Source organism: Aquimarina sp. KJ22-3 (genome assembly GCF_055808215.1).
The window spans coordinates 3,068,713-3,094,006 of sequence record NZ_CM147859.1 but is presented as its reverse complement, the minus strand read 5'-3'; the positions used below and the strand labels follow the sequence as shown (position 1 = coordinate 3,094,006).

At 35.7% G+C, this 25,294-nt stretch carries 20 protein-coding genes; 8 read left to right on the top strand and 12 right to left on the bottom strand.

From position 1 onward, the window contains the following. Window positions 1-223 precede the first annotated feature (223 nt). Complete coding sequence (locus tag AC0L3Q_RS14385; RefSeq protein WP_473280328.1) at window positions 224-1,696, top strand: SMODS domain-containing nucleotidyltransferase; 1,473 nt, start codon at window positions 224-226, stop codon at window positions 1,694-1,696. A 111-nt stretch (window positions 1,697-1,807) separates the two neighbouring features. Then, window positions 1,808-3,769, top strand: coding sequence for an AIM24 family protein (locus AC0L3Q_RS14380; protein WP_473280327.1), 1,962 nt, complete (start codon window positions 1,808-1,810; stop codon window positions 3,767-3,769). 3 nt (window positions 3,770-3,772) lie between these two features. Here AC0L3Q_RS14380 and AC0L3Q_RS14375 read toward each other — a convergent pair whose 3' ends face one another. The 3 genes from AC0L3Q_RS14375 to recG all read right to left on the bottom strand — a co-directional run bounded on the left by AC0L3Q_RS14375 (window position 3,773) and on the right by recG (window position 7,432). Beyond that, window positions 3,773-4,690, bottom strand: a complete 918-nt coding sequence (locus tag AC0L3Q_RS14375; RefSeq protein WP_473280326.1) for an AraC family transcriptional regulator — start codon at window positions 4,688-4,690, stop codon at window positions 3,773-3,775. Window positions 4,691-4,827: 137 nt separating this feature from the next. Next, on the bottom strand, window positions 4,828-5,280 hold the full coding sequence (locus tag AC0L3Q_RS14370) for a hypothetical protein (protein ID WP_473280325.1): 453 nt from the start codon (window positions 5,278-5,280) through the stop codon (window positions 4,828-4,830). A 49-nt stretch (window positions 5,281-5,329) separates the two neighbouring features. Further along, window positions 5,330-7,432 carry an ATP-dependent DNA helicase RecG gene (gene recG / locus AC0L3Q_RS14365; RefSeq protein ID WP_473280324.1) on the bottom strand — a complete coding sequence of 701 codons (2,103 nt, stop codon included), beginning with the start codon at window positions 7,430-7,432 and terminating at the stop codon, window positions 5,330-5,332. A 102-nt stretch (window positions 7,433-7,534) separates the two neighbouring features. On the opposite strand from recG, the gene AC0L3Q_RS14360 reads away from it, so the two are divergent. The 3 genes from AC0L3Q_RS14360 to AC0L3Q_RS14350 are packed head-to-tail and all read left to right on the top strand — an operon-like array spanning window position 7,535 to window position 11,482. After that, complete coding sequence (locus AC0L3Q_RS14360) at window positions 7,535-9,655, top strand: M1 family metallopeptidase (RefSeq protein WP_473280323.1); 2,121 nt, start codon at window positions 7,535-7,537, stop codon at window positions 9,653-9,655. Between the two features lie 8 nt (window positions 9,656-9,663). After that, window positions 9,664-10,557 carry a patatin-like phospholipase family protein gene (locus AC0L3Q_RS14355; RefSeq protein ID WP_473280322.1) on the top strand — a complete coding sequence of 298 codons (894 nt, stop codon included), beginning with the start codon at window positions 9,664-9,666 and terminating at the stop codon, window positions 10,555-10,557. Between the two features lies 1 nt (window position 10,558). After that, the gene (locus AC0L3Q_RS14350) at window positions 10,559-11,482 is read left to right on the top strand and encodes a patatin-like phospholipase family protein (RefSeq protein WP_473280320.1); all 924 of its coding nucleotides are present in this window, start codon (window positions 10,559-10,561) and stop codon (window positions 11,480-11,482) included. A 31-nt stretch (window positions 11,483-11,513) separates the two neighbouring features. Here AC0L3Q_RS14350 and AC0L3Q_RS14345 read toward each other — a convergent pair whose 3' ends face one another. From AC0L3Q_RS14345 to AC0L3Q_RS14320, 6 genes are all read right to left on the bottom strand, one after another. After that, entirely contained in the window at window positions 11,514-12,032 is a 519-nt protein-coding gene (locus AC0L3Q_RS14345) for a DUF7935 family protein (protein WP_473280319.1), read from the bottom strand. A 24-nt stretch (window positions 12,033-12,056) separates the two neighbouring features. Next, window positions 12,057-13,631, bottom strand: a complete 1,575-nt coding sequence (locus tag AC0L3Q_RS14340) for an FMN-binding glutamate synthase family protein (RefSeq protein WP_473280317.1) — start codon at window positions 13,629-13,631, stop codon at window positions 12,057-12,059. Window positions 13,632-13,646: 15 nt separating this feature from the next. Then, on the bottom strand, window positions 13,647-14,939 hold the full coding sequence (locus AC0L3Q_RS14335; RefSeq protein ID WP_473280315.1) for an amidohydrolase: 1,293 nt from the start codon (window positions 14,937-14,939) through the stop codon (window positions 13,647-13,649). 5 nt (window positions 14,940-14,944) lie between these two features. Next, on the bottom strand, window positions 14,945-15,475 hold the full coding sequence (locus tag AC0L3Q_RS14330; RefSeq protein WP_473280313.1) for a DsrE family protein: 531 nt from the start codon (window positions 15,473-15,475) through the stop codon (window positions 14,945-14,947). Window positions 15,476-15,612: 137 nt separating this feature from the next. After that, the gene (locus AC0L3Q_RS14325; RefSeq protein WP_473280311.1) at window positions 15,613-17,997 is read right to left on the bottom strand and encodes a PKD domain-containing protein; all 2,385 of its coding nucleotides are present in this window, start codon (window positions 17,995-17,997) and stop codon (window positions 15,613-15,615) included. 219 nt (window positions 17,998-18,216) lie between these two features. Further along, a complete protein-coding gene (locus AC0L3Q_RS14320; protein ID WP_244548113.1) occupies window positions 18,217-18,504 on the bottom strand; it encodes a hypothetical protein in 288 nt (95 codons plus the stop codon). Between the two features lie 323 nt (window positions 18,505-18,827). Between AC0L3Q_RS14320 and AC0L3Q_RS14315 the strand changes: the two genes are divergently transcribed. Both AC0L3Q_RS14315 and AC0L3Q_RS14310 read left to right on the top strand, forming a co-directional pair. Next, a complete protein-coding gene (locus AC0L3Q_RS14315; protein ID WP_473280308.1) occupies window positions 18,828-21,155 on the top strand; it encodes an ATP-dependent helicase in 2,328 nt (775 codons plus the stop codon). Window positions 21,156-21,225: 70 nt separating this feature from the next. Next, a complete protein-coding gene (locus tag AC0L3Q_RS14310) occupies window positions 21,226-21,846 on the top strand; it encodes an L-threonylcarbamoyladenylate synthase (protein WP_473280306.1) in 621 nt (206 codons plus the stop codon). A gap of 2 nt (window positions 21,847-21,848) precedes the next feature. Here AC0L3Q_RS14310 and AC0L3Q_RS14305 read toward each other — a convergent pair whose 3' ends face one another. Further along, window positions 21,849-22,727 (bottom strand): AraC family transcriptional regulator, encoded by an 879-nt coding sequence (locus tag AC0L3Q_RS14305; protein WP_473280304.1) that lies wholly within the window; start codon window positions 22,725-22,727, stop codon window positions 21,849-21,851. Between the two features lie 239 nt (window positions 22,728-22,966). Between AC0L3Q_RS14305 and AC0L3Q_RS14300 the strand changes: the two genes are divergently transcribed. Then, on the top strand, window positions 22,967-23,554 hold the full coding sequence (locus tag AC0L3Q_RS14300) for a hypothetical protein (protein ID WP_473280302.1): 588 nt from the start codon (window positions 22,967-22,969) through the stop codon (window positions 23,552-23,554). A gap of 53 nt (window positions 23,555-23,607) precedes the next feature. On the opposite strand, the gene AC0L3Q_RS14295 is transcribed toward AC0L3Q_RS14300, so the two are convergent. Both AC0L3Q_RS14295 and AC0L3Q_RS14290 read right to left on the bottom strand, forming a co-directional pair. Continuing rightward, window positions 23,608-24,273, bottom strand: coding sequence for a hypothetical protein (locus AC0L3Q_RS14295; protein WP_473280300.1), 666 nt, complete (start codon window positions 24,271-24,273; stop codon window positions 23,608-23,610). A gap of 86 nt (window positions 24,274-24,359) precedes the next feature. Further along, window positions 24,360-25,226, bottom strand: coding sequence for an OmpA/MotB family protein (locus AC0L3Q_RS14290; protein WP_473280298.1), 867 nt, complete (start codon window positions 25,224-25,226; stop codon window positions 24,360-24,362). Window positions 25,227-25,294 lie beyond the last annotated feature (68 nt).

Genomic DNA, 25,294 nt, shown 5'->3' with positions numbered 1-25,294 from the left:
AAAATTATTTTTACTGAGTCTTGTTGGATCATCCCCCAATGATCTATACTCATTTCTAAGTATCTCATAAGGCCTTCCCCGAAGCCTAATTTTCTCACAAGTCAGTCCGGGTTTTTAGTTACGTATACTTAATGTATATGCCGTTTGGTATAATTCATTGATCTAATTGCAATGCTGATCAAATGAATAACAATTTTTGTGTAATTGGAAATATAATTGAAGAATGAACATATCTACTAATTTTAATGTGTTTTGTGATCGCTTACAAGTTTCTGAAAAGAAAAAATCGATCATTACACTCCGTTATAACGCTATCTGTAAAAAATTGAATAATGACTTTTGGGATTTAAATACCGACGATGGTGGTATCTACGTTGGTAGTTACGGTAGAGGAACGGCAAGTGGAAACATCGATACGGTAGAAATGATATTTGAAATGCCATCTCAATTGCTTTCTGAATACACTAATGAAAAGGGCAAAGCGCAATTTAAGTTTTTAGAATCTGTTCGTAAATCTATTGCAGCTGTATATCCTAATACAACAATTGAGAATGGAGATTTTGGCATTAGAGTTCGCTTTTTTGACGGGATGTACTTTTTTATTGCTCCAGTATTTTATAAAGACAATACCCATCATCTTTACGCAGATTTATGCAAAGGAGGGAGCTGGAAGGAAAAGAATTTTCGAAAGGAGAAAGAAATCATTAAAATTGATGAAGAAGAAGTTTACCATAATTTTACACAGTTGTGTAAAATGGCAAAAGCATGGAAATGGCATTGTGAAATTCCAATTGAAGATGCTCTAATAGACACCTTAGTTTGTAACTTTTTGAATTCCTGGTCCTATAAGAAAGAGTCGTATTCTTATTACGATATTATGTGTAAGGATTTCTTCGAATTCCTAACTAATCAAAGGACATTCAAAAAGGAATGGAATCATATCGGAGGATTTCTTGTGATTCCAAATGCATTAAATTTCAGATACAAGGCAATCATGGCATATCATAAAGCAGAAAGCGCAATCATTTTTTCAAGAGGAAATGAACCTTGGTTGGCAGCGCAAAAATGGAAGGAGATTTTCGGGAACGATTTTCCAGATACCGTTGCTGTAAATAGACAACTTCAAGAATTAAAAAATAATGTGTCACAAGTTCATAAAGCGCAAAAGGCATGTATCAAAAAATTAGAAAGACAACGACTTATAGTCATTGTGGCTCAAATATTATCTGGGATAATGATACCAGGAGCTCTGGCAGCTTTGGAGTTGTTTGATAATTTCAATATTGGTTTTTTGCTGTTTATGTTGGCAACAACAGTGTTTATTATTACCCTCGCTTACAGAAAAACAAATCATATTACTACCATTTTAAGGCATAAAGTATCGGCTTCGTTTACCAGTACCATACAACAACAACTACAGGAGTTGATTAGAGATTTTAATGATCAGGATATTGATGTGGCTATTATCAAAGACAAGAAACAGAAAATTATCTCGAAGTTACGATCATTATGTATTGTAACTCCAACAAGTAGTAGCAAAAAATATGTGGAAGCGATTCATAGACTGCGAGAAAAAGCTTTCCTTAGAAACTATACTACTAATGCCGATGTCTCTGGATATTTTGTTCCCTCATGGAGCACACATCAGTTCCAAAAAGATGGATACATACAGCCTATTTTTAATTATCAAAACTAATCGCTTAAGTAGTTCTTTTTTCTCCCTTATCATCTTTAAATTTTATAGATGTAGTTTGATTTATTGGTAATTACCTATCTTGTAGGGAAATAACCAACTTTATCTTTGGGGATGATAGATTTCACACGTCTTAAACAACGGCTGTATAGTGATGGGCCAAAAGGTCTCTTTTTATTCATTGTTTTATTAGGGATTCTACCAGCAATAGAAGACTTTTCTCTTTTTGCTGTTTTTGGATTTTCGATAACCAAGTTTCATGTTCATGAAGAGTTCCGGTTGTTGTATTCGATACCTTTATACTTAATCCCAATTGCCCTGCTACTGGTAATGCATGGTAGAAGCTATTCTCGAATTTTGGGCTTGTTACCAGCTTTTTTTGCGGGATATGTGCATTTGATAGGTACTTCCGAAAATGTCTCTTTGGAACAGTATGAAGCGTTGATAGGGATTCTTCATTTTGCATGCTACAAAATTGCCTTTTTATACTTCATCAAAGAAGGAAAACTACGATCATTACCATTTGTATTGATTTTGATTGTTATTTGGATATTACTGGATATCCAGCACCTCATACTTTTTCTTACGTATACAATTCTTGTTCGCTTCTTATATCTAGCTTTAAAACAAAACATCTCAATTTTCAAGGAAACAGGAATGAAACGAACCTTGTTTCTTATGGCGAAATCCTTTCTGTATTGGTCTCCTTTATTGATTTTTATTATTCCCGGGGCAATTATCAGCTCAAAAGCGAATAAAGCAGCAATCGATCAAATTTATGATCACACTTTTATGGAATCTACGGATCAAAGTAGAAAGTACAAACGGGATCAATTTGAAAAAGATTTAGAGTATTCATTAGAAGCAGAAATGATATGCATGAAGGAAGCTGTAGAGAATGGAACAGGCAAAATATATACCATTGTCAAAAATAAAACCGAAAAACTGGATGAAGAAGTTGGGGACGTATATAAGGGAGTTTTTAAACCAAAACTTACGGATATAGCTCCTTTCTTTAAGGATGAAGATTGTGGGTTTTGGGGAAAACTCAATTTTCCGTGTCAAGCAAAGAACAGTGCAAAAGAAACGGTACGAGATACCTATTCAGAACAACGAAGATTGATGCTATCGGGACTCACCGAAATGGTGCGAAACTCTGCAAATAGTACAGAAGAAGAAGTCAAGCAATCTACAGAACAGATTAATGCTGCAATAAACCAAGAGATAGATGGGGCGATTGGGTACATGAAATTTACAGTACAATCTAGTTTTGACATGATTATTTTTATCAACCTGCTTTTGGATATTGCTTTTGGCTTTTTAATCCTAAAGAGTTTTATGTATGTGTTTTCGAGAGTTGCATTCTCTTCAGACGATGAAAACTATGTAACATTGTTAGAATCTAATGATATTCAGTCTAAAGGAAAGTTGATAAAACATGGTAACGAATTTCATATAGATCCAAAAACAGTAAATGAAGACTACTATTTATCCCGATCTTTTGAACCCAGTGGTAGGGCTCCTAAATTTTCTATTCCTCAATGGAAATCAGCGATTATAGGCAGAATTTTAACTCGAAACTATGCTATGAACAAGGTCATTCTAAAATCCAGGCCCGAAGAAGTCTATTTTAAAGCTATGGGAAGTCATGAGTTTGTAGAGTGGGATATACGAGAAGGGGAAGAAGTGGTGTTTCATTTCAAAAATTTTGTGGGAATGAGTGAAGGGATTACGATCTCTGCTCTAGTGAGTTTGCGTTTGACCTCCTTACTTTTTGGACGTATTATATTTACTACTGCAAAGGGACCAGGAAGATTAATTTTATTGACCAAAGGAGAACCGATTACCGCGGATCACGTTACTGCTAATGCCAGTGTAGCGACCAGTAGGATAATGGCCTGGCAGAAAAATACACGTTTTAATGTAGAATCTGAATTAAATCTGGTGGATGTTTTTATGAGTGGGATTTATCTTAAAAAGAAAGAGAACGATCTCATTCTTATCGATGCCGATGTAAAAGGCCCTTCAAAAAATGGAATCGTTCGTTTTATAAAGAATTTTATACTACCTGTGTAATACTTATTCCACCGGAATACAGAAGTCCACAATACACTTTTTTTCTGGATGCTCATTAAAGTTATTATGGTAGATTTCATAAGGATCTTGGGCTGCTTTTTTATACCCGTTTTCATTCATCCATACAAATAAGCCCGTCCATGCCTTTTCAAATTCCTCTACACCAATGGTGTAACTACCTATAATACATCTGCTATTGGGGATTTGTGTACGTCCCATTTCATTACCTAACTCCATTTTGTCATTAATAGCGATACAAGCGCTCATTCGTACTTTATCTGGAGCAGTGATTTTAAAACTATCATGATAAATAGTGATCACTTTTGTTTCAGGTGTTGCTAACAACCCTTTGGGAATTGCCCATTTCATCAAACTGTCATAAGCTTTTCCTAAGTTTTGAGCGCCTATAGCGGTTACATAGGCTAGTTCGGTTTGTGGCATTTCTTTTACTTCTATTTTTGCGTTCATGGTAACCCATTTTTTAAGATTAATAGTGTTACAAATGTATTCTTCAAACAGAAGCTCTTGTTGTCCATTCTTGCTTTTGACTTTCCTTATCTTGCTATATTTGCTAGGTGTTTGTTCTCTGAATTGAGAAGGGCTTATTCCATAAAATTTCTTGAATGTTTTCGAAAACGAAGAACTGCTACCAAAACCATATCGAGTATATATATCGGTAATTGAAATGTCTTTTCGACGAGAGAGCAAGGCTGCTGTTTTTTCGATTCGTTTTCGAGTGATGTACGCGTTCAGGGTTTCTCCGGTAATCAATTTAAATACTCTATGAAAATGAAAAGGAGAGTAGTGCGCAATAGTGGCTATAGATTCTAAAGAAAGGGGAGATTCTAAATGATTATCAATATAAACAAAAACATTATTTATTCTTTTAATATAATCATTTTGTGAGTCAATAGTATCCAAAGTTTTTCTTATTTGTATGATTGGTATGGAAGTCAACAATGTCCTCTAATATCAGGAATTGTATATAAAAAATCCAAGACCAAAATAAGAATTAAATATGGCTAAGAAGCATTTAGAATTCTCTTATCAATTTATTTTTAATTATTAGAGGCAAACAATAAGTGTGTTCCGTTTTTGTCTTTTGTGTCCAGTTTGATCGCCAATACTTTATTAGGAGACTGAAAAACATGGGTAGTAGCGTTTTCTTTTTTATCAGATTTGGACAGGGTATACATGGTCAAAAATTTGGATAATAACGTAAGTACATAATTATTATCGTTGGTGAGATACGCGACTTGTTTGGTTTTCTTATTGACGCGAACACCATAGAAATAGGGGCTTTCCTGATTCCATTGGTAAAAAACGTACTTTTCATTCGGTTCTTGTATTTCTAAGAAATTTCCTTGTTTTAAATGAGAGTTAAAAGCAGACATGTTTCCTGATGATGCAAAATCTGAAAGGGTAGACCAATCCTTTTCGTCAAGATGTTGTGCAAAATTAGAAGTAGAATATAAAAAGCAACCTAGTGTAAGAACAAATAAAAATCGCATACTAATTCATTTATATATAATAACGGAAGAGTAGGTGATTTATGATAGACTAGCTGATGTAGTTCCAGATATTCTTATGTTTTGCCATTTGCTGATAGGTGTAGAGCAGTACTTTGTTTTTGTCCAAGGCCAAAGAAGGATCTTCTTTTAACACTTTCATGGCGTAGTACCGAGCTGTTTTTAAAATCTCGTTGTCCTTTACGATATCTGCTATTTTCAGATTCAAAACACCGCTTTGCTGCGTCCCCATAATATCTCCAGGTCCTCTAAGTTTAAGATCAACTTCGGCAATATCAAATCCATCATTGGTTCTTACCATGGTTTCGAGCCTTGTCTTGCTATCTGATGATAATTTGTGACTGGTCATAAGGATACAATAACTTTGTTCTGCACCTCGTCCTACACGCCCCCGCAATTGATGCAATTGAGACAGCCCAAAACGCTCTGCGCTTTCGATAATCATAACACTGGCATTAGGCACATTCACCCCAACTTCAATTACCGTTGTTGCGACCATAATTTGGGTTTCACCTTTAACAAAACGTTCCATCTCATAGTCTTTGTCGGCAGGTTTCATTTTACCATGCACAATAGAAATCTGATAATTAGGCATAGGGAAGGAGCGGGCGATACTCTCATATCCATCCATCAGATCTTTATAATCCATGGCTTCAGACTCTTGTATCAAAGGATATACGATGTAGATCTGTCTTCCTTTTTGGATTTCATCAGCAATAAATTTAAACACCTTTAATCGGTTACTATCATATCGATGCACTGTTTTGATGGCTTTTCGACCTGGTGGTAATTCATCAATAACCGAAATGTCCAGATCTCCATACAAACTCATCGCCAACGTCCTGGGTATGGGTGTAGCGGTCATTACCAAAACATGGGGAGGATAATCATTTTTGTGCCATAATTTTGAACGTTGTGCTACCCCAAATCGATGCTGCTCATCGATAATGGCTAATCCTAAATTTTTGAATTGTACTTTATCTTCCAAAACAGCATGAGTGCCGATTAGTATGTGGAGTGAACCGTCTTCTAATTCCTGATGTATTATTTTTCGTTCTTTGGCAGTAGAACTCCCCATCAGCAGCTTTACATTGATATCCATGTCTTTGGTAAGTTCTGTAATCCCCTGATAGTGTTGGTTTGCCAAAATAGCAGTAGGAGCCATCAAACAGGCCTGAAAATTATTATCGATAGCCAACAACATGGCCATTAATCCTACAATCGTTTTCCCAGAACCTACATCTCCTTGTAGCAATCGATTCATTTGTGCACTACTACCAATATCATTTCGAATTTCTTTAATCACTCTTTTTTGAGCTTTCGTCAATTCGAAAGGTAAATGCTCTTTGTAAAAAGTATTGAAATAAGCACCCACTTCTGTAAAAGGATACCCTTTTATTTTCTGTTTGCGAATCAGTTTTTTGGTGATTAACTGGAGTTGAATATAAAATAGCTCTTCAAATTTAAGTCGATATTGAGCCTTGGACAGCAATTCCTGACTTTTTGGAAAATGCACATTAAAAATAGCCTCACTTTTTGAAATCAGTTTTAGCTCCTCCAGAATTTCTTTAGAAAGTGTATCATAAAAACGCACTTTGGTTTCTACAAACAATTGCTGCATCATTTTCATGATCACCCGATTGGTAATCCCTTTGTTCGATAATTTTTCTGTAGAAGGGTATACCGGTTGCATAACCGTTCTCAGGTTTTGCTCATGTTCTGCGAGCAGTTCCATTTCTGGATGAGGCATGCTATACCCGTTGTAATACTTTGTTTTACCAAAAATCACATAAGGTGTATTGAGTTTCAGGTTTTCTCGAATCCATTTGTGTCCTCTAAACCAAACCAATTCCATCTCTCCGGTATCATCAATAAATTTGGCAACAAGACGTTTTCCTCTTTTTTGCTCTACGGTTTTGATATGAACAATTTTACCCACTATTTGTACTTCTGCAGAAGTTCTTTGCAATTGATTGATCTTGTAATAATGAGTTTTGTCAATATATCGGTTCGGAAATAAATTGATCAAATCCTGATAGGTATGAATTCCTAATTCTGAACGCAAAAGATCCGCGCGAGAGGGTCCAACGCCTTTTAAGTAATCTATTGGTGTTTGTAAGATATTAGTATTCATTAGGACGAATATAGTACTTATTGGCATATTGTTCAATGCCAAAATTGTCACAATGCTGCGCTAAAATCGTTATTTTGGCAAAACATTTGATTTACCAATTTTATGAGGCTTTTTATATATACGTTGTGTACGATTTTTTCACTGTCCCTTTTTGCTCAAGAAACGGACACAAGTGTCAAAAGAATAAGTTCAAAAGCACAACCTTCTGTAGATTTTAGCAATGCAAAAGTTAGGATTTCCTTATTTCCAGAGCAGAAACAAATTGAAGGTATGGTAACATACGACTTTGAGGTAGTAAGTAATACACCGTCTTTTTGGATTGATGCTCAAAAGATGACGATTAAATCGGTTGCTTTAGACGACAAAGAAGTCAAATTTGATTATGATGATTCCAAAATCCTAGTTCAATCAGATTTTAAAGAAGGCAATACTCATAAAGTATCAGTAAGTTATACTGCTTCACCCACAAAAGCATTGTATTTTGTTAAGGATTATGCCGGAAATGATCAGATTTGGACACAAGGGCAAGGGAAATATTCTTCAAATTGGGTACCTAGTTTTGACGATATGAATGAAAAGGTGGAATTTGATCTTACTATCGATTTTAAAAAAGGTTTTGAGGTAATTGCAAATGGTAAGCTTGAAAAAATGGAAGCTATCAATGATTCGATTAATCGTTGGCAGTATGATATGCAAGCTCCGATGAGTAGTTATTTACTAGCGTTTGCAGCAGGAAAATATGAAAAGGTGGTGGAAACATCAGCCAGTGGTATCCCCTTGGAAATGTACTTTTATCCAGAGGCAAAAGACAAGTTTGAGTCTACGTATAAACACAGTAAGCGCATGTTTGATTTTTTGGAAGATGAAATAGGATATGCTTATCCATGGCAGAATTATAAACAAATACCTGTTAAGGATTTCCTATATGCAGGTATGGAAAATACGGGAGCCACCATTTTCTCTGATGCTTTTTTAGTGGATGAGATCGCATTTGTTGATAGAAACTATATCAATGTAAACGCTCACGAACTTGCTCACCAGTGGTTTGGTGATTTGATTACCGAAACCGAAGGAACACACCATTGGTTGCAGGAAGGCTTTGCTACCTATTATGCGCTTTTGGTAGAGAAGGATATTTTTGGAGAAGATTATTTTTTATACAAATTGTATGAAAGTGCAGAGCAGCTTACAGAATTATCAAAGTCAAAACAAGCTACTTCATTGTTAGACCCCAAAGCAAGTTCATTAACATTCTATCAACGAGGAGCTTGGGTCTTATATGCGCTTCGCGACCTTATAGGAGATACCAGTTTTAAGATTACAATACATAACTTCCTAGAAAAGTACAAGTTTAAGAATGTCGAGACGGAGAACTTTTTTGATATTGCAGAAGAAGTATCCGGTAAAGAATTAGACGATTTTGTGACCTTGTGGTTAGAAAACGTTGAGTTTCCATCGCAACAAGCTTTGGATATATTAACCAAATCAGCTTTTATCAAAAAGTACCTCGGTTTAGCCCAAGAGCGTACACAGCCTATAGCTGGTAAATGGGGGACGCTTGCAAAATCACTTGATTTTCCGGTTAATGATTATATCGGGCAGGAAGTAGTGTATCAACTGGCAGGAGATACCTCTCCAGAAGTAATCGCTCTATATGATCAGGCATTTGAAACGAACAATGTATTTGTTAGACAAGCTATAGCAAGTACCTTGAGTAAAATACCCAAAGGATTACAAGAACAATACGAGTCATTACTGAAAGATGATTCATATGCTACTATAGAACCTGCACTATATCATTTATGGGCTAATTTCCCAGAAAAGCGAAGTGAGTATTTGGAAAGTACCAAAGAGATTGTAGGGTTTAATGATAAAAATGTGAGGATTCTCTGGTTGGTTTTAGCATTAAGCACTCAAGAGTATCAAACGCAAAATCATCAAGGTTTTTTCCAAGAATTATCGGGTTACACTTCTTCCAAATATAATTTTAGTACAAGAGAAAATGCATTTGCCTATTTGGAGAGTTTACAGGCGTTCTCAGAACAGTCTATGATGGACCTGATAGATGGCGCTACGCATCACAATTGGCGTTTTAGAAATTCATGTCGAAAAATTTTAGATAAACTCTTGAAAGAAGAAAAATATCGAAAGAAATATGTAGATTTAAAGAATAGTTTACCAAAAAATCAACAGGATTTTTTACAAAAAAAATTAACCCCATAATGTAAAATATGCGAGCATTGGTAATTTCTGGCGGAGGAAGCAAAGGAGCCTTTGCCGGAGGAGTTGCACAGTACCTAATTAACGATTTAGGGAGGAAGTATGATCTTTTTATAGGTACTTCCACCGGTAGTTTGTTGGTATCTCATTTGGCACTCTCCAAGATTGAAGAGATCAAAAAGTTCTACACTTCAGTAAACCAATCTTCGATATTCAGAAACTGTCCTTTTATCGTTAAGAAGAAAAGAGGATATACCAATATTAGTATCAATCATTTTAATGTACTTCGTAATTTACTAAAGAAACGAAAGTCTTTTGGGGATAGCCGAAACTTAAGAGAACTCATAGAATCTGCCATTTCTGAACCCTTTTTTGAAACGTTAAAATCCAATTACCCAGAAGTGGTAGTCACGGTTACCAATCTTTCTACAAATAAAGTAGAGTATAAATCCGTTAAAGAATGTGAGTATGAAGATTTTTTGGATTGGATCTGGATTTCTTGCAATTACCCACCTTTTATGAGTTTGGTACGAAAAAATAATTGTGATTATGTGGATGGAGGATTGGGGTCGATGGTACCCATAGAAGAGGCTATCCGTAGAGGGGCAACAGAACTGGATGTAATTGTTTTGGAAACCGAAGTGAATTATCTCAATCGTATGCCTGCCAAAAACCCATTTTCTCTGATTACCAATATGGTAAATTTTATGATGGACCAAATCGAGCATCAAAATATTAGAATTGGCAAATTTCAGGCAAAAGAATACAATGTAGCTATGGATTTGTATTATACGCCTACAGTATTAACTACAAATTCGTTGATTTTTGATAAAGAAAAAATGACAGAGTGGTGGACAAGAGGCTACAAATTTGCGAAACAAAAGAATCTATCTAATAGACTGTAATATGAAAGCCCTAGTTATATCAGGAGGAGGAAGTAAAGGAGCCTACGCAGGAGGCGTTGCTCAATATTTGATTCAGGAACAAGGAAAGAAATACGATTTGTTCTTGGGAACTTCTACTGGGAGTTTATTAATTCCACAATTGGCGTTGGGCAATGTGGAAAAGGTCTATGATATCTACACTAACGTAAATCAACGAACGATTTTTAATGTAAATCCTTTTCGAGTTCGTAAAAAAGGAAATAGAGAATTCGTTTCTATTAATTTTTTGTCTTCGTTGTGGCAATTTATCAAGTTGAAAAGAACATTTGGAGAAAGTAAAAACCTACGCCGGGCCATACGAAGAAATTTTACAGAATTGGAATTTAAGATGGCACAGGAACGTGTAGAGGATGTAGTAGTAACCGTTTCTAATCTTACCAAAAGTAAAACGGAGTATAAATCGATCAATGATTTTTCTTATGAGGATTTTTGTGATTGGATCTGGATTTCTTGCAATTATATTCCTTTTATGAGCTTGGCTACCAAAAATGGTTGTGAGTATGCTGATGGAGGGTTTGGATGTATGGTTCCTATCAGAGAAGCTATAAAGAGAGGGGCAACAGAGGTAGATGCTATTATTCTCGAATCCGAGAATATGGAGCATAACAAAGTATTAGGTAAAAATCCTTTTTCCTTGATGGTCAACTTGTTTGGATATATGTTGGATCAGGTAGAAGGACATGATACCGTTTTGGGCAAACTCGCCGCAGTGAACAAAGATGTTCCTCTCAACTTATATTACACCCCTTCAAAACTTACCGAAAACTCTTTAGTCTTCAACAAAAAATTAATGCGTAGCTGGTGGCGTCAAGGGTTTGAATATGCCGAACAAAAGGCCAAGCAAGCCGAAGAAAATAAGCTTAAGGATATTGATATGGCTGGATAGCTATCAATTCCAGACTTTTATCGCTTTATGATTAAAACAATTCGGCAATTTCTGTTTTTATTCCACTTAGCGCTGCATCACTAGGAGATCCTTTTTCTATAATTTCGGTAAGAAGAATTTCTCTAAGCTTATCTGCAGAATCTACTTCTGGTTTCAATCCGACTTTTCGGATCATAGCGATTGTAGTATTTTTTGCCGTTTTAATCGTATTCCAGCATTCATCAGAAACATAAATTTGTTGCGTAAGATTATGTTCAAATTCTTGATCGATGGTATGCACTAATAACGATATATATTGCTCCTTTTCATCTCCTACAGGAGCCATTCGGGTTAACAGTTTTCCGGGGGAGATGCGTTCAAGAAATAGCGCCATACGTTCATAAGCTTGTAAACGTAGTGGTAATGCTTGTTTCTGATTTTCTCGATGTAATAAAAATCTACGACGTCTTTCTTCGTTGCTAGTATGCAGTTTGAAAAAATACAAGGCAATAATTGTAATAAGCGTAGCCGGTATAAGAGATATGAGTAATGGTATGATATCAAAATCCATTGGTAATAGAAATGTTTTTAAGTGTTATTCGTGAATCAGTTTTTTGTAATAGCCGCCAAGATACGTACATTCTTTTAAATCCTGCGCACAAGTATACGCGACAGGTGTTTTGGTATATCGAAACGATTCTTCCAGCGTTTTTGTGAGTTCTCCATCATCTACATTCAAATCAACATCTTGCATTGTAAACTGACATGGGTGTTCATAACCAGAAGCATGTGTGATTTCAATAAATTCTTTTCGAAATGTTTTAAAATATTGCGCAAGACGATCAGATTTTAAAGGAATGTCAATTCCTTTTTGCAGCCATTTACTTTGGGTAGCCACTCCGCTAGGACATTTGTTGGTATGACATATTTGGGCTTGGATACATCCAATACTTAGCATGGCTTCTCTGGCAACATTAATACAATCGACACCCATAGCAAATGCCATTGCAGCTTTTGCAGGAAATCCTAACTTACCACTGCCAATAAATACGATACGTTCGTCAAGCTTATGTTTTTGAAAAATCTTATAAATCGCCGTAAAACCATACACCCATGGTAAGGATACGTGATCTGCAAAACTTGGCGGTGCAGCTCCTGTTCCTCCTTCTCCACCATCAATAGTAATAAAGTCAGGACCTTTTCCACTTTCCACCATCAGTTGTGCTAGTAGTTCCCATTGCTCGGTTTTACCAATTGCAGCCTTAATTCCTACGGGTAGACCAGTTTCTTCTGCAATATCTTCAATGAATTGTAGAAGCTCTGGAACATCCGAAAAAGCAGTGTGAGTAGAAGGGGAGAGTACATCTTTGCCTTGTTCTACACCTCTGATTTTTGCAATTTCAGGAGTGATTTTAGCACCAGGCAGAACACCTCCTTTACCCGGTTTAGCTCCTTGAGAAAGTTTGATTTCGATAGCCCTTATAAAAGGATTCTTCTCTACCAATTCTTTCATCTTTTTCATAGAAAAATTCCCGTCCTTATCTCTAACACCAAAATATCCGGTTCCAAAATGAAAAACTACATCTGCACCATTACTATGATAAGGAGAAAGTCCGCCTTCACCGGTATTATGATACGCATTCGCTTTTTGAACACCAATGTTTAGGGATTCGACAGCTCTAGCCGATAAAGAACCAAAACTCATAGCAGAAACATTAATCACGGATCCTGGTCGATATGGTTTTCTACGCTTATTATGAAGTCCCATTACCTTTGCGCAAGGCAAAAAACTTTTATCTTTTGCATTTGGATGTTCTTTGTCTGCTTTAAAAGGAATCATACAGTTTTTTACAAATAGATGTTGGTGTAAGTAGATGTCTCTATCTGTACCAAAGCCTTCGTAGTTGTTTTCATTTTTTGAAGATGCATAAACCCAGCCTCTTTCTATACGATTGAAGGGTAGTTCCTCTCTATTGTTGGCAACAAAGTACTGTCTGATTTCTGGGCCAATACTTTCCAGTAAATATCGTAAATGACCAACGATGGGAAAGTTATGACTAATCGTATGTTTTTTGTTGAAAAATATATCTCTTATGGCGACAAGCAATAGTGCGATAATAATCCACACCCACCACGATATCGAACCTAAAAAATTAAGAATATTTTCCATAAGCAGTTCCGTTATTTATTGAGCGTTAAGATAATCTATAGTTAATTGCGACATTACTTTTACTCCAAGTACAAGTCCGCTTTCGTCGATATAGAAATCTGGAGTATGGTGTGCAGGAGCTTGATCTGTATCTGGACTCATACCTCCTAGGAAGAAATAAAAACCAGGTACCACTTCCTGGAAATAGGAGAAGTCCTCACCACCTGTCGTTGCCTTTGATAATAAGACATTTTCTTTACCTGCAACTTTCTGAATGGTAGGCAACATTTTTTTTACTAGATCCGGATCATTATAGGTAATAGAGGTATTATTTTGAAAGCTTATGGTAGCTTCACCTCCATAGGCTTTAGCAATCGCAGGGACCATTTCTTTCATTCTACGGATGATTAACGCCCTCATAGGAGGAGCTAATGTTCTTACCGTACCGATAAGCTCTGCACTTTCAGGGATAATATTAAAACGTACACCACTGGTGATTTTTCCAACGGTGATCACTGCTGCTTCATTTACTAATGGGGATTCTCTACTAATAATGGTTTGTAAACCATCTATGATTTTTGCTGAAATTAATATCGGGTCTACTCCGCTCCAGGGTGCCGAACCATGAGTTTGCTTTCCTTTTACATTGATTACAAAGCGTTCTACTGCAGCCATTGTTCCACCCGATTTGTAACGTATTTTACCTACAGGAGTACCTGAATTGATATGCAATCCAAAAATTGCATCGACATCAGGGTTTTTGAGTACTCCTTCTTTAATCATTAGCTTGGCACCTCCTTCTTCACCTGGAGGAGGGCCTTCTTCTGCAGGTTGAAAAATGAATTTTACTGTTCCATTTATTTTGTCCTTATGATTGGATAATATCTCTGCAACTCCCATTAATATCGCAGTATGAGTATCATGACCACAAGCATGACTTACCCCAACCTCTGTATCTAGAAAAGTAGTTTTTACAGTAGATTTAAAAGGAACATCCGCTCTTTCTGTAACGGGTAAAGCGTCAATATCAGCTCGTAGGGCTATAGTCTTACCTGGGTTGTCTCCTTTTAATAGACCAACAACTCCTGTTTTAGCTATGTTTTCTGATACTTCTAAACCTAAACTTTTTAGATGTTTTGCTATTTTTTTTGCCGTTTCGAATTCTCGATTAGACAATTCGGGGTTTTGATGAAAATCTCTCCGCCATTCGATTACCTTCGATTCTATCTTTTCTGCCATAGCCTCTATTTCGGCATCCATTTGTTGTGCTTGTAAAGAGCAGAACCCTAACAAAAGAGCAGTTAAAAATGAGAGTGTGTTTGTTTTCATTATAATTAGAAATTAATAAGTCTGTAGTTTTCGTTTTGTAATTGTACCAAAGCAGTCATGGCAGATAAAGCAAATTGTATTTCAGGAAGCACATCACTTCTGTCTATTCCTCGGTATGCGGCTGTTTGTCCGCAAAGTATAATTTGCACACCATTGTTATGAAGATCTGCAATCAATTTCGCATTCGGATTTTCGATGCCAAAACGGCTTTTGTATTTTTCGTTTGTAAGGATATCATTGGCAGCCGCTCCATGAATTACTAAGGCTACACTTAATTTGTCTTTAGATACTCCTGCATCGCCATGCATGTTTAAATACCTTGCAGCTGTATTGATCAGTGGATTTATTTTTGTACTGTCCTTAAAACTTCTTCCCACATCAAAAACGACTTTCAATTCATTGTTGAGATCTGTTTTGAAATCGGGGTTTACTACTTCAAAGGTTTTTCCAAAATCAGTGATAACCTGTCCTTTTTTTTGAGAAAATATCAGAAGTGGAAAAAGGAAAATTAAGAAAGTTGATAATCTGTTTTTCAAGTTTTGTGTTTTGATTTCTAAAGATATTCAAAAATCTATTAAAGCAAAGTTAAAATCCAATTTAGAATGTTTTTTAAATTGCAAAGTCCATTAACCAAAGGAGTTAATGGACTTGCCTTAAACAGGGTTTTGTTTATCTATTGTTTTATGAATTTTCCTATAGACTCATTATTAATTAATATAAAATAAAGACCTGATGTTAAATCGTTAAGATCCAAAATAGCATTGGGCTCAGATTGATACACAATTTGCCCTAAAACATCTACAATACGAAGATCAAAATCGTTTGCAGTTATTCCTTCAATATTGAATAACTGATCTGATTTAAGAGGGTTAGGGAAGAAAGAAAATTCTCTATTGTCTAAACTTAAATTAAGCTGTGATCTATCTACTGCAAACGAAGCAGAAACTACACTACATCCAGCTTCGTTGAATACCTCTACGGTGTACTCACCAACTTGTTGTGGCAAATATTCGGCCTGATCACTACTTTCCTGAGCTTCACCATCCAAATACCACTGATAGTTAGTATACTGGGCCGGTACGGATAGACGTTGTGCTTCATTAACGGTTATGGTTGGGGATTCAGGTAACGGTACTACTACAGCTCTAATTTCTGTTCGGGTTTCGGTATTACATTGACCAATAGAACCACCTACATAATAGGTTTGTGTAGCATCGAGTTCTGGAGTATTAAATTCGGCACCAAAACCAAGGGCTATTCCCCCCGTAGCTTCACTATACCAAGTGAAGTCACTATTTCCTGATACACTTAAAGTTACCGATTCTCCGGGGCAAATATTTAGATCATCTCCAGTAGGTAAATCTGGTATATTGATCTCTACAAAGTTATTTTTCTCATTGGTATTTGCTCCAACATCATTGGTAACGGTAAGAGTAACTGTGTAATTTCCTGCAGTTTCATAGGTATGTGATGGATTTTGTTCGTTTGAAGTATTTCCGTCTCCAAAATCCCATAAATACGAATTTACTTTATTGATGGATAGATTTTTGAATTCTACAAGAGAGCATCCCATTTTGGTTCCTTCAAAATTGGCTACAGGAGGTTGATTATTATCTCCAGGGATATAATTCCCAGTGATGTAATAACTCCCTAATGAAGAATAGTCAGAATATCCTTCCAAATTGTTTCCTTCTCCCACACCATCAATTTCTATAAAATAAGTTCCACCAGGTAAATTGGTGCTTATTGAGGCGCTTAGGCCAGAAGGGTCAGAAAAAGCAACTTGTTCTCCCAGTGCATTTAAAATTCTAGCCTGTATATTTAAATTAGGGTAATCAGGATCTGGCTCAAAATTAAACGATACATCTCCTGTTTCCATTACAAAAGAAAAAACGTCCTTATCTGTTCTTTGCCCTATAAATCCAAAATTTTGATCAGAGCTTACGGTACCATCTGTACCCACTTGAATCAAGGTAGCTTCAGTAATAATATCAGCATGATCATCATTTCTAAAACCAACACCATTTCTATTGTCCGCCATGATTGCAATATCATCTTGATCTTGAGTTGCATCTTCATATTCTCCTAAGCTCCAATGTCCTATTTGTCTATTTACACTCCATCCCATAATAGGGCTCCAAGTTCCATGACCTCTATAATATTCTGTACCTCCTTGTCCGTCGTGAGACAAACCTAGCGTATGACCCACTTCGTGAGATCCTGTTTCTCCTGCAGCTCTTACCGATCTTATGTTATATACCCAACAAGGATCGTCAAAAGTATTTGACGCAAAAGATCGTAGATACGCAACACCTCCTGCATCTGGAGATGCATCTTTGGTAGGAGTGAAGATAACCATCATCCTTCTGTTGATAGGAGATGCGTCAAATAAATCTCTTCGCGTGGTAACGTTAAGATTAAAAGGTCTGAAATCTTCGGCCATTAGCTTCCAGATATCAGTGATTTGTTGTTCGGTAAAATTTGCAGCTTCGGCATTGATCGTATCACCACCTACCCATCGAGTTCCTGTAACTACTTCACCATCAAAATCGAGGTAAATGATACCTTCGGCACCGGGCAGACTTTCTAATTGAAGATTCATTTTTAGTGGAGTACCTGTTGCTTTTTTCTCATCAACATCAACACTTTCAAAATCTACGCATAGTATATCATGAATATCAGTTTCAGTTAAAAATACTTTACCTTGATTATCGGTACTAAATTTGTAAGCTTTTTTAGAAGCATTTAGGATAAGTTCTCCAGTAAGCTGATTATTCGTTTTTTCTAGAGAGAATGTCGACAAACGATCGTTATTCACAATCCCGATTAGCGATACATCATCTCCTTTTTGATTTTTGAGGTTCAATTTTAGGTCAAGAGATTGATTTTTAGAAATTTCTATTCGGATAGGAGCATTACTTTTTTGATTGATAATGCTGTTTACGAATATTTCTTTATTTTCAGAAATAAGAATTGGATCATTCGATTGTCCGTAAATAAAAAAGACATTGACGAGTAAGGTCAATGGCATTAGACGCTTTAGAAGATTCTTTTTCATAGGTTATTTAGTAAAAGGGGTATAGATTACTTTTTGTAACAAAACTAGATAATTAAAGTTTTAGTGTCCAAATATTCATTTATCTTTTAGTATTTGTATGATTTTAATTAGTAAAGACGTATTCTGCATGAGAATACGTCTTTATAGGTCACAAGATAATGGGGCTTTATGTTTTCATTGGCTGCATTTCTGATAGGACAGGAGTATATCATATCTAAGCTAAGAAATGCTAATGATTCTTTCCAAAGGAATAATAGTAGATTGCTTTAAGATAACTTCTTTATCTGTTATTCCCCAGATAGTAGTTTCTACTTTCTTGAATCCTTTGTCATCGACAAAAATGATTTTTACTTTTTGATGTTCTAAGTTACCTAAAGAAAGAGCTCTTTGCAGTTCAAGAAACCGATCAATTTGATCTTTTCTTTTGTTGAGCACATCTTCTTTTGGGAATCTCAAAAATTTAATTTGTTCTTTTTCAATAATCTGAACATTCATAGTTGGGGCCATAATATTAGGTTTAGATTAAGTTTGTGTTTACTTCTAAAAGTTCTTAAATATATAATTTTTATCTTAAAAAATTGCGTTTTATCTAATAAATCAATCCAAAACTTATTAATATGTAGGAAAAATATGTCTTTTTGCAAGTGTTTCTAACAAGATTTTACCCAATAAAAACAAAAAGAAAGTAGATTGATTTTTATAGAGATCATTTGGTTTGTCTATGATTATACCTAAAGTTATTGACTGTCTTTTGTTTACAAAAAAAGTGAGTTGTGCTTCGATAAACGTACCCATTTGATTAAATTTCGCTTTTAAAAAAATAGTTAAGATTGGAAGAGTATTTAGCGGAATTGAATGATGCCCAAAGGGCGCCGGTTCTTCAGAAAGAAGGACCTATGATTGTGATCGCAGGAGCTGGATCAGGAAAGACACGTGTACTTACTTATCGTATAGCATATTTGATGTATCAGGGAGTAGATTCCTTTAACATATTGTCTTTGACATTTACCAATAAGGCAGCGCGTGAAATGAAAAAGCGTATTGCCGATATTGTTGGAACGAGTGAAGCCAAAAACCTATGGATGGGAACTTTCCATTCGATCTTTGCCAAAATTTTACGATTCGAAGCTGATAAGTTAGGATATCCTTCAAACTTTACAATCTATGATACACAGGATTCACAACGATTGGTAGCTTCGATCATAAAAGAAATGGGATTAGATAAAGATATCTATAAATACAAACAGGTATATTCTAGAATCTCATCCTACAAAAACAGCCTGATTACCGTTAAAGCATATTTTCAGAATCCAGAATTGGTAGAGGCAGATGCAATGGCAAAAAGACCAAGAATGGGGGAGATCTATCAAAATTATGTAGAAAGATGTTTTAAGGCTGGTGCTATGGATTTTGATGATTTATTATTGAAGACTAATGAGTTGTTAAACCGATATCCAGATGTGTTGGCCAAATATCAAAATAGATTTAGATACATATTGGTAGATGAGTACCAGGATACGAACCACTCTCAATATCTTATTGTACGTGCCTTGTCGGATAAATTTCAAAATATTTGTGTGGTAGGAGATGATGCCCAGAGTATTTATGCGTTCCGTGGAGCCAATATTAATAATATCCTGAATTTTCAAAGAGATTATGACAATGTGCAGCAATATCGATTAGAACAAAATTATAGATCTTCTCGAAATATTGTAGAAGCAGCGAACTCAATCATTGATAAGAATAAAACCAAACTGGACAAGGTGGTTTGGACCGCCAACGAACCAGGACCCAAGATTATCGTAAATCGATTGTTAACGGATGGTGATGAGGGAAGGTATGTGGCTAGTTCTATTTTTGAAAATCAGATGCAGCATCAACTATCTAATGGTCAATTTGCAGTTTTATACAGAACCAATGCCCAGTCCAGAGCGATAGAAGATGCGCTTAGAAAACGAGATATCAAGTACCGTATTTATGGTGGTTTGTCGTTTTATCAACGTAAGGAGATCAAGGATGTATTGGCGTATTTACGTTTGGTAATTAATCCTAAAGACGAAGAGGCGCTAAAAAGGGTAATTAATTATCCAGCTAGAGGGATAGGAGCGACTACGGTCGATAAACTTGTGGTTGCTGCCAATCACTACGACCGTACTATTTTTGAAGTCATACAGAATCTGGATCGAATTAATCTTAAAATCAACAGTGGAACAAAAACACGATTAGAAAACTTTATGAACATGATCAAGAGTTTTCAAATCACCAATGAAACTGCTGATGCCTTTACCATTGCCGAGATGGTAGCCAAAAAAACCGGATTACTTCAAGAACTAAAAAAAGACGGGACTCCAGAAGGAATTGCCAGGATAGAGAATATTGAGGAGTTACTAAATGGTATTCGGGATTTTGTAGAAGGGCAAAGAGAGTTGGCTGATGCTACAGGTTCTCTTACCGAATTCCTTGAAGACGTAGCCCTGGCTACCGATTTGGATCAGGATAAGGGAGATGATGATCGAGTAGCATTAATGACGATCCATTTGGCCAAAGGATTAGAGTTTCCCTATGTATATATAGTAGGGATGGAGGAAGACTTGTTCCCTTCCGGAATGAGTATGAATACCAGAAGTGAGTTAGAAGAGGAGAGGCGATTGTTTTATGTAGCGCTAACCAGAGCAGAGAAGCAAGCCTATCTGACATACACTCAATCCAGATATCGATGGGGGAAATTGGTAGATGCAGAACCTAGTAGATTTATCGAAGAGATCGATGATCAATATTTAGATTATTTAACTCCGGTAGAGGGTTACCGATATAAGCCTTTGATCGATGCTGATATTTTTGGAGAGGTAGATAAAAGTAAACTGAGGTTAAAGAAACCCGTTTCGGGAACACCACCTTTGGCCCATAAACCCAATGAAGAGCAGTTAAGAAAACTGAGGAAACTGAAACCTATTTCGAATGGTGCTGATGAAGAGTCCAAGACCAATCTCTTTAATGAGGAGCTTATCCCAGGAGTTGCTGTAGAACATATGAGGTTTGGAAGAGGGAAAATACTGAAGATCGAAGGAGTTGGCCAAGACAAAAAGGCTGAAATTCATTTTGAAAAAGGCGGAATTAAGAAATTATTACTTCGCTTCGCGAAACTGAAAGTACTTTAACGCTTTTCTGCTCCGACTACAATGCTTTGGCAGTATTATTGCGTAACTTGCAGAAGACATCACTCTTTTTATGGCTGAATTTGTAAAACTATATAATGAAAATCCGAATCCACGAGAAATACAAAAGGTAGTGGATTGTTTGCGTAATGGAGGAATAATTATCTATCCAACAGATACGGTATATGGTTTAGGGTGTGATATTACCAATAATAGAGCGCTGGAAAAGGTTGCCAAAATTAAAGGAGTGAAACTCGAGAAGGCTAATTTTTCATTCATATGCAAAGATTTGAGTAATCTATCGGATTATGTTCGTCAAATTGATAATACTACTTTTAAACTTTTGAAACGTACTTTGCCCGGTCCCTATACTTTTATTTTACCAGGTAGTAATAATTTGCCTACCGTTTTTAAGAAAAAGAAAACTGTGGGAATAAGAATTCCCGATAACAATATCTGTACGACAATTGTAGAAGAATTAGGTAACCCGATCGTTTCTACTTCAATATATGATGAAGATGAAGTTATCGAATATACTACAGATCCAGAATTGATATTAGAAAAATGGGATCAATTGGTGGATATGGTTATCGATGGAGGGTATGGTGATAATATACCTTCAACGATCATTGATCTAACAGCAGACGAGCCTGTTTTGATACGAGAAGGTAAAGGAGTGATTGATATCATTTAAATTTACGAAATCACATACTTCAATTCGTTGCGATACATACTGGGAGTCTTACCAGAAAATTGCTTGAATAACTTACTGAAATGAGAAAAATTACTGAAACCACTTTCATAGCAGATATCTGTGATGCTAGTTTGTTTTTCGTGCAATAGTTTTGCGGCATGTACCAAGCGATACTCGTTAACAAATTGGGTGAATGTTTTTCCGGTTACTTTTTTGAAGTATCTGCAAAAGCCAGGAACACTCATGCTCACTTTGTCTGCAATTTCTTCTAAGGTAATGTGTCTACGGAATTCTTCTTGAACAAAATTGAAAATAAGGTTTATACGATTGTTATCCTGCAATTCAGTTTCTATCATAAAGCCTTCAGCATTGAGTATGGTATAATCATCTGTTTTTTCCATTTCCCGTAATACCTGAAGAAATCCAATCAATTTCTCGAAAGGCGCAAGATGTTTTAATCCTTCTATTTGATTTCCTATTCTCCGTTTGGTATCTCCATGAAAAATAACCCCTTTTTTTGCCTGCTCCAAAAGTTTTCCAATAGCATTCATTTCTGGTACTTCAAAAAAGGAGTTTCCCAAAAAATCCGGGAGCATTTGTATGATAGTTTCGCTACGATTACCAGTCATTCCATCAGTAAAACCACAATGGGGGAGATTAGCACCTATAAGCATAAGAGCACCGTTTCTATAGTAGGACATATGACTTCCTATTTGCATTTTTCCGGTTCCGCCGTTTACATATACTACTTCAATTTCCGGATGGTAGTGCCATACAGGAGCTTTATTCTTGTTTTTTTCAGAGAAAGTCTGGTAGTATAAAGAGCTACCAAATTCTGGAACTATTTTTTCTAAAGACGGTTTTACATTTTTGGCTAACATCAGCGTATTATTTTAGGGACAATAGTTTTGCAACTCAGATTTTAAACGAATATGATATTTTTTTTGTTAAAGTATTGCAAAGTTACCATAAAAAATATGTTAAATTAACTCGGTTACGGTTTATCAGTACTGCATATGGTTAAAATAACATATATATATGCAAATATAGTTGTGTTTCAGAAGAAATCCTCACCATACATTTGTACCAGAAATTATTAACAACTATAAACTAGAAAGTTATGAAAAGAGTAATTAACGTATGCCTGCTTGTAAGTGCTATTTTTTTCAGCACTTCTGTAAAAGCTTCAGATGTTTTATCTGTAAAAATTGAGAACTCTTCTACGATCAATGTATCGTTAGCGAATATAAGTAAAGGACAGAAACTATATCTTAAAGATTATTCTGGAACCATACTTTTTAATGTAACCTTGGATGCAATGCCAACATACAGAAAGTACTTTAACCTTGGCGCTGTAGAAAATGGAATCTACTTTGTAGAAACAGAAACAGAATACGATGTAAAAGTAACGCCTGTGGTTAAGAACCAAAAAGGAATTGCTTTGATCCACAACTCTGCGGTAACGGTTTTTAAACCAAAGGTTCAGGTAGAAAATGCTATTGCAAAGGTATTGCTTACCAAAACAGATAAGTCTCCGCTTCAGGTAACTATTTATGATAACGAAGGGGTGATGTTGATGGAAGAAAATGTAGATGAGAATGTAAGTATCTTCCAAAGAGCTTACAACTTTGCAGGTGTGCCTGCAGGGAAATATGTGATCTACTTTTCACTTAAAGACAGAGCATTTGTAAAAGAAATTAGTATTTGATTGTTTTATAACCACAAAAAGAGGCGCTGCAGTATTGTAGCGCCTTTTTTATTTTATAATATTTCGCAATAAATAAAGAGTAGAATATACTCTTTGTTTAGCTCTTTTTTCTTCTTGGCCAAGTAATTATTTATCCGTGCATTTTGATCAGGTCCTTCTGGTGTAGCCTCTAATATTGCTGCCAAATCCAGTGCTATTTGATCCTTATGTACTTTTAAACTACCAATATTAGTGTTACTAAGAAGCATGATGCTGCAGTGTTCGACAAAATTAGGATTATAAATTTCTTGTATTTCCAGAGGAGTTGTTTGGAGTCTCTCAAATTGAGTGTTCTCAATAATATGAAGACGATATGCTTCCAAATATTCTAATGTTTCGAGAATTGAAATTGATCTAATTTTGTTGATAGATATCTTGCTAGCTAATTGATCAGAAGAAAAATCTATATCCAGTACTTCCTTTACTTTTACGACTTTAATTTCTGAATAGATCGTAATGGTATCATGAGCAAAGGCTCTTTCGGCGTATTGAATGAATTCTTCTTGATCTGGGTTGTAGTTTTTAGATCCAAAAATGATAGAAGGGTAGATGTAACCATTAAGCGTTTCGTCATCTTCTGTTTCTATTAGAACTTTGAATCGCCAAAGGTTTTCTGGACTAGCAAAAGTTTTTACAGTAAAGCAAAAAAAGATCACTAAAGATAGAAGGAATTTATTCATGGTAGGATTAACACAATAGAAAACAATACTAACAAAAAAAGACCATCCAGCGGATGATCTTTTTGTATTTATTAGGAATTAACTTTTTAATTTCCTCCTTGTGTTGCTTTTTTCATTCCATCTTCGATCATGTTGTAGAACTGATCAAGTTTTGGAAGTACTACAATTCTAGTACGTCTGTTTCTCGCTCTGTTCGCTTCAGAAGAGTTGTCCGAAACAGGAACATAGTAACTACGTCCAGCAGCAGTCATACGCTTTGGATCAACTTTGAAATCCTTTTGTAATACTCTTACTACAGATGTAGCACGTTTTACACTAAGATCCCAGTTGTCAAGAAGTACTTTGTTCTTGATTGGCACATTATCGGTGTGTCCTTCTACTAAGAACTCGATGTCTGGCTTGTCGTTAACAACCTTTGCCACTTTACCTAATACTTCACGAGCTCTGCTAGATACATTGTAGCTTCCGCTTTTGAATAAAAGTTTATCAGAAATAGAAACGTATACCACTCCTTTTTCAACATTAACTTCGATATCCTCGTCTGCTAAGTTACCTAGTGCTCCTTTAAGGCTAGTTACCAATGCTAATGTTACCGAATCTTTTTTAGTGATCGCATCACGCATTGTTTTTATCTGAAGATCTTTTTCTTTGATACTTTCTAAAGACTTCTCAAGGTTTTCAGCCTCTTTTGTAGAAAGCGTAGCCAAGTTTCCAACGTTATTTAATAATGCAGAATTTTGGTTCTTTAGGTTGGATACTTGATCTTGAAGTACTTTAAGCTGAGAAGATGAACTCGCTTTTTCTTCAAGACAACTATTTAACTTAACAGTTGCTGTATTTAATAGGTCTTCAGTTTCTTTTTGTTTGGCTTCTAAATCAGCAAATTTCTTTTGTGATACACAAGAAGATAATAATACTGCCATAGAGGCGCCAATAATCATTACTTTTTTCATTAGAAAATCTGTTTTTAGTCTTGTTCTTGGTTATATAAACTCAAAATTATTAAAATTGTGACGTATTA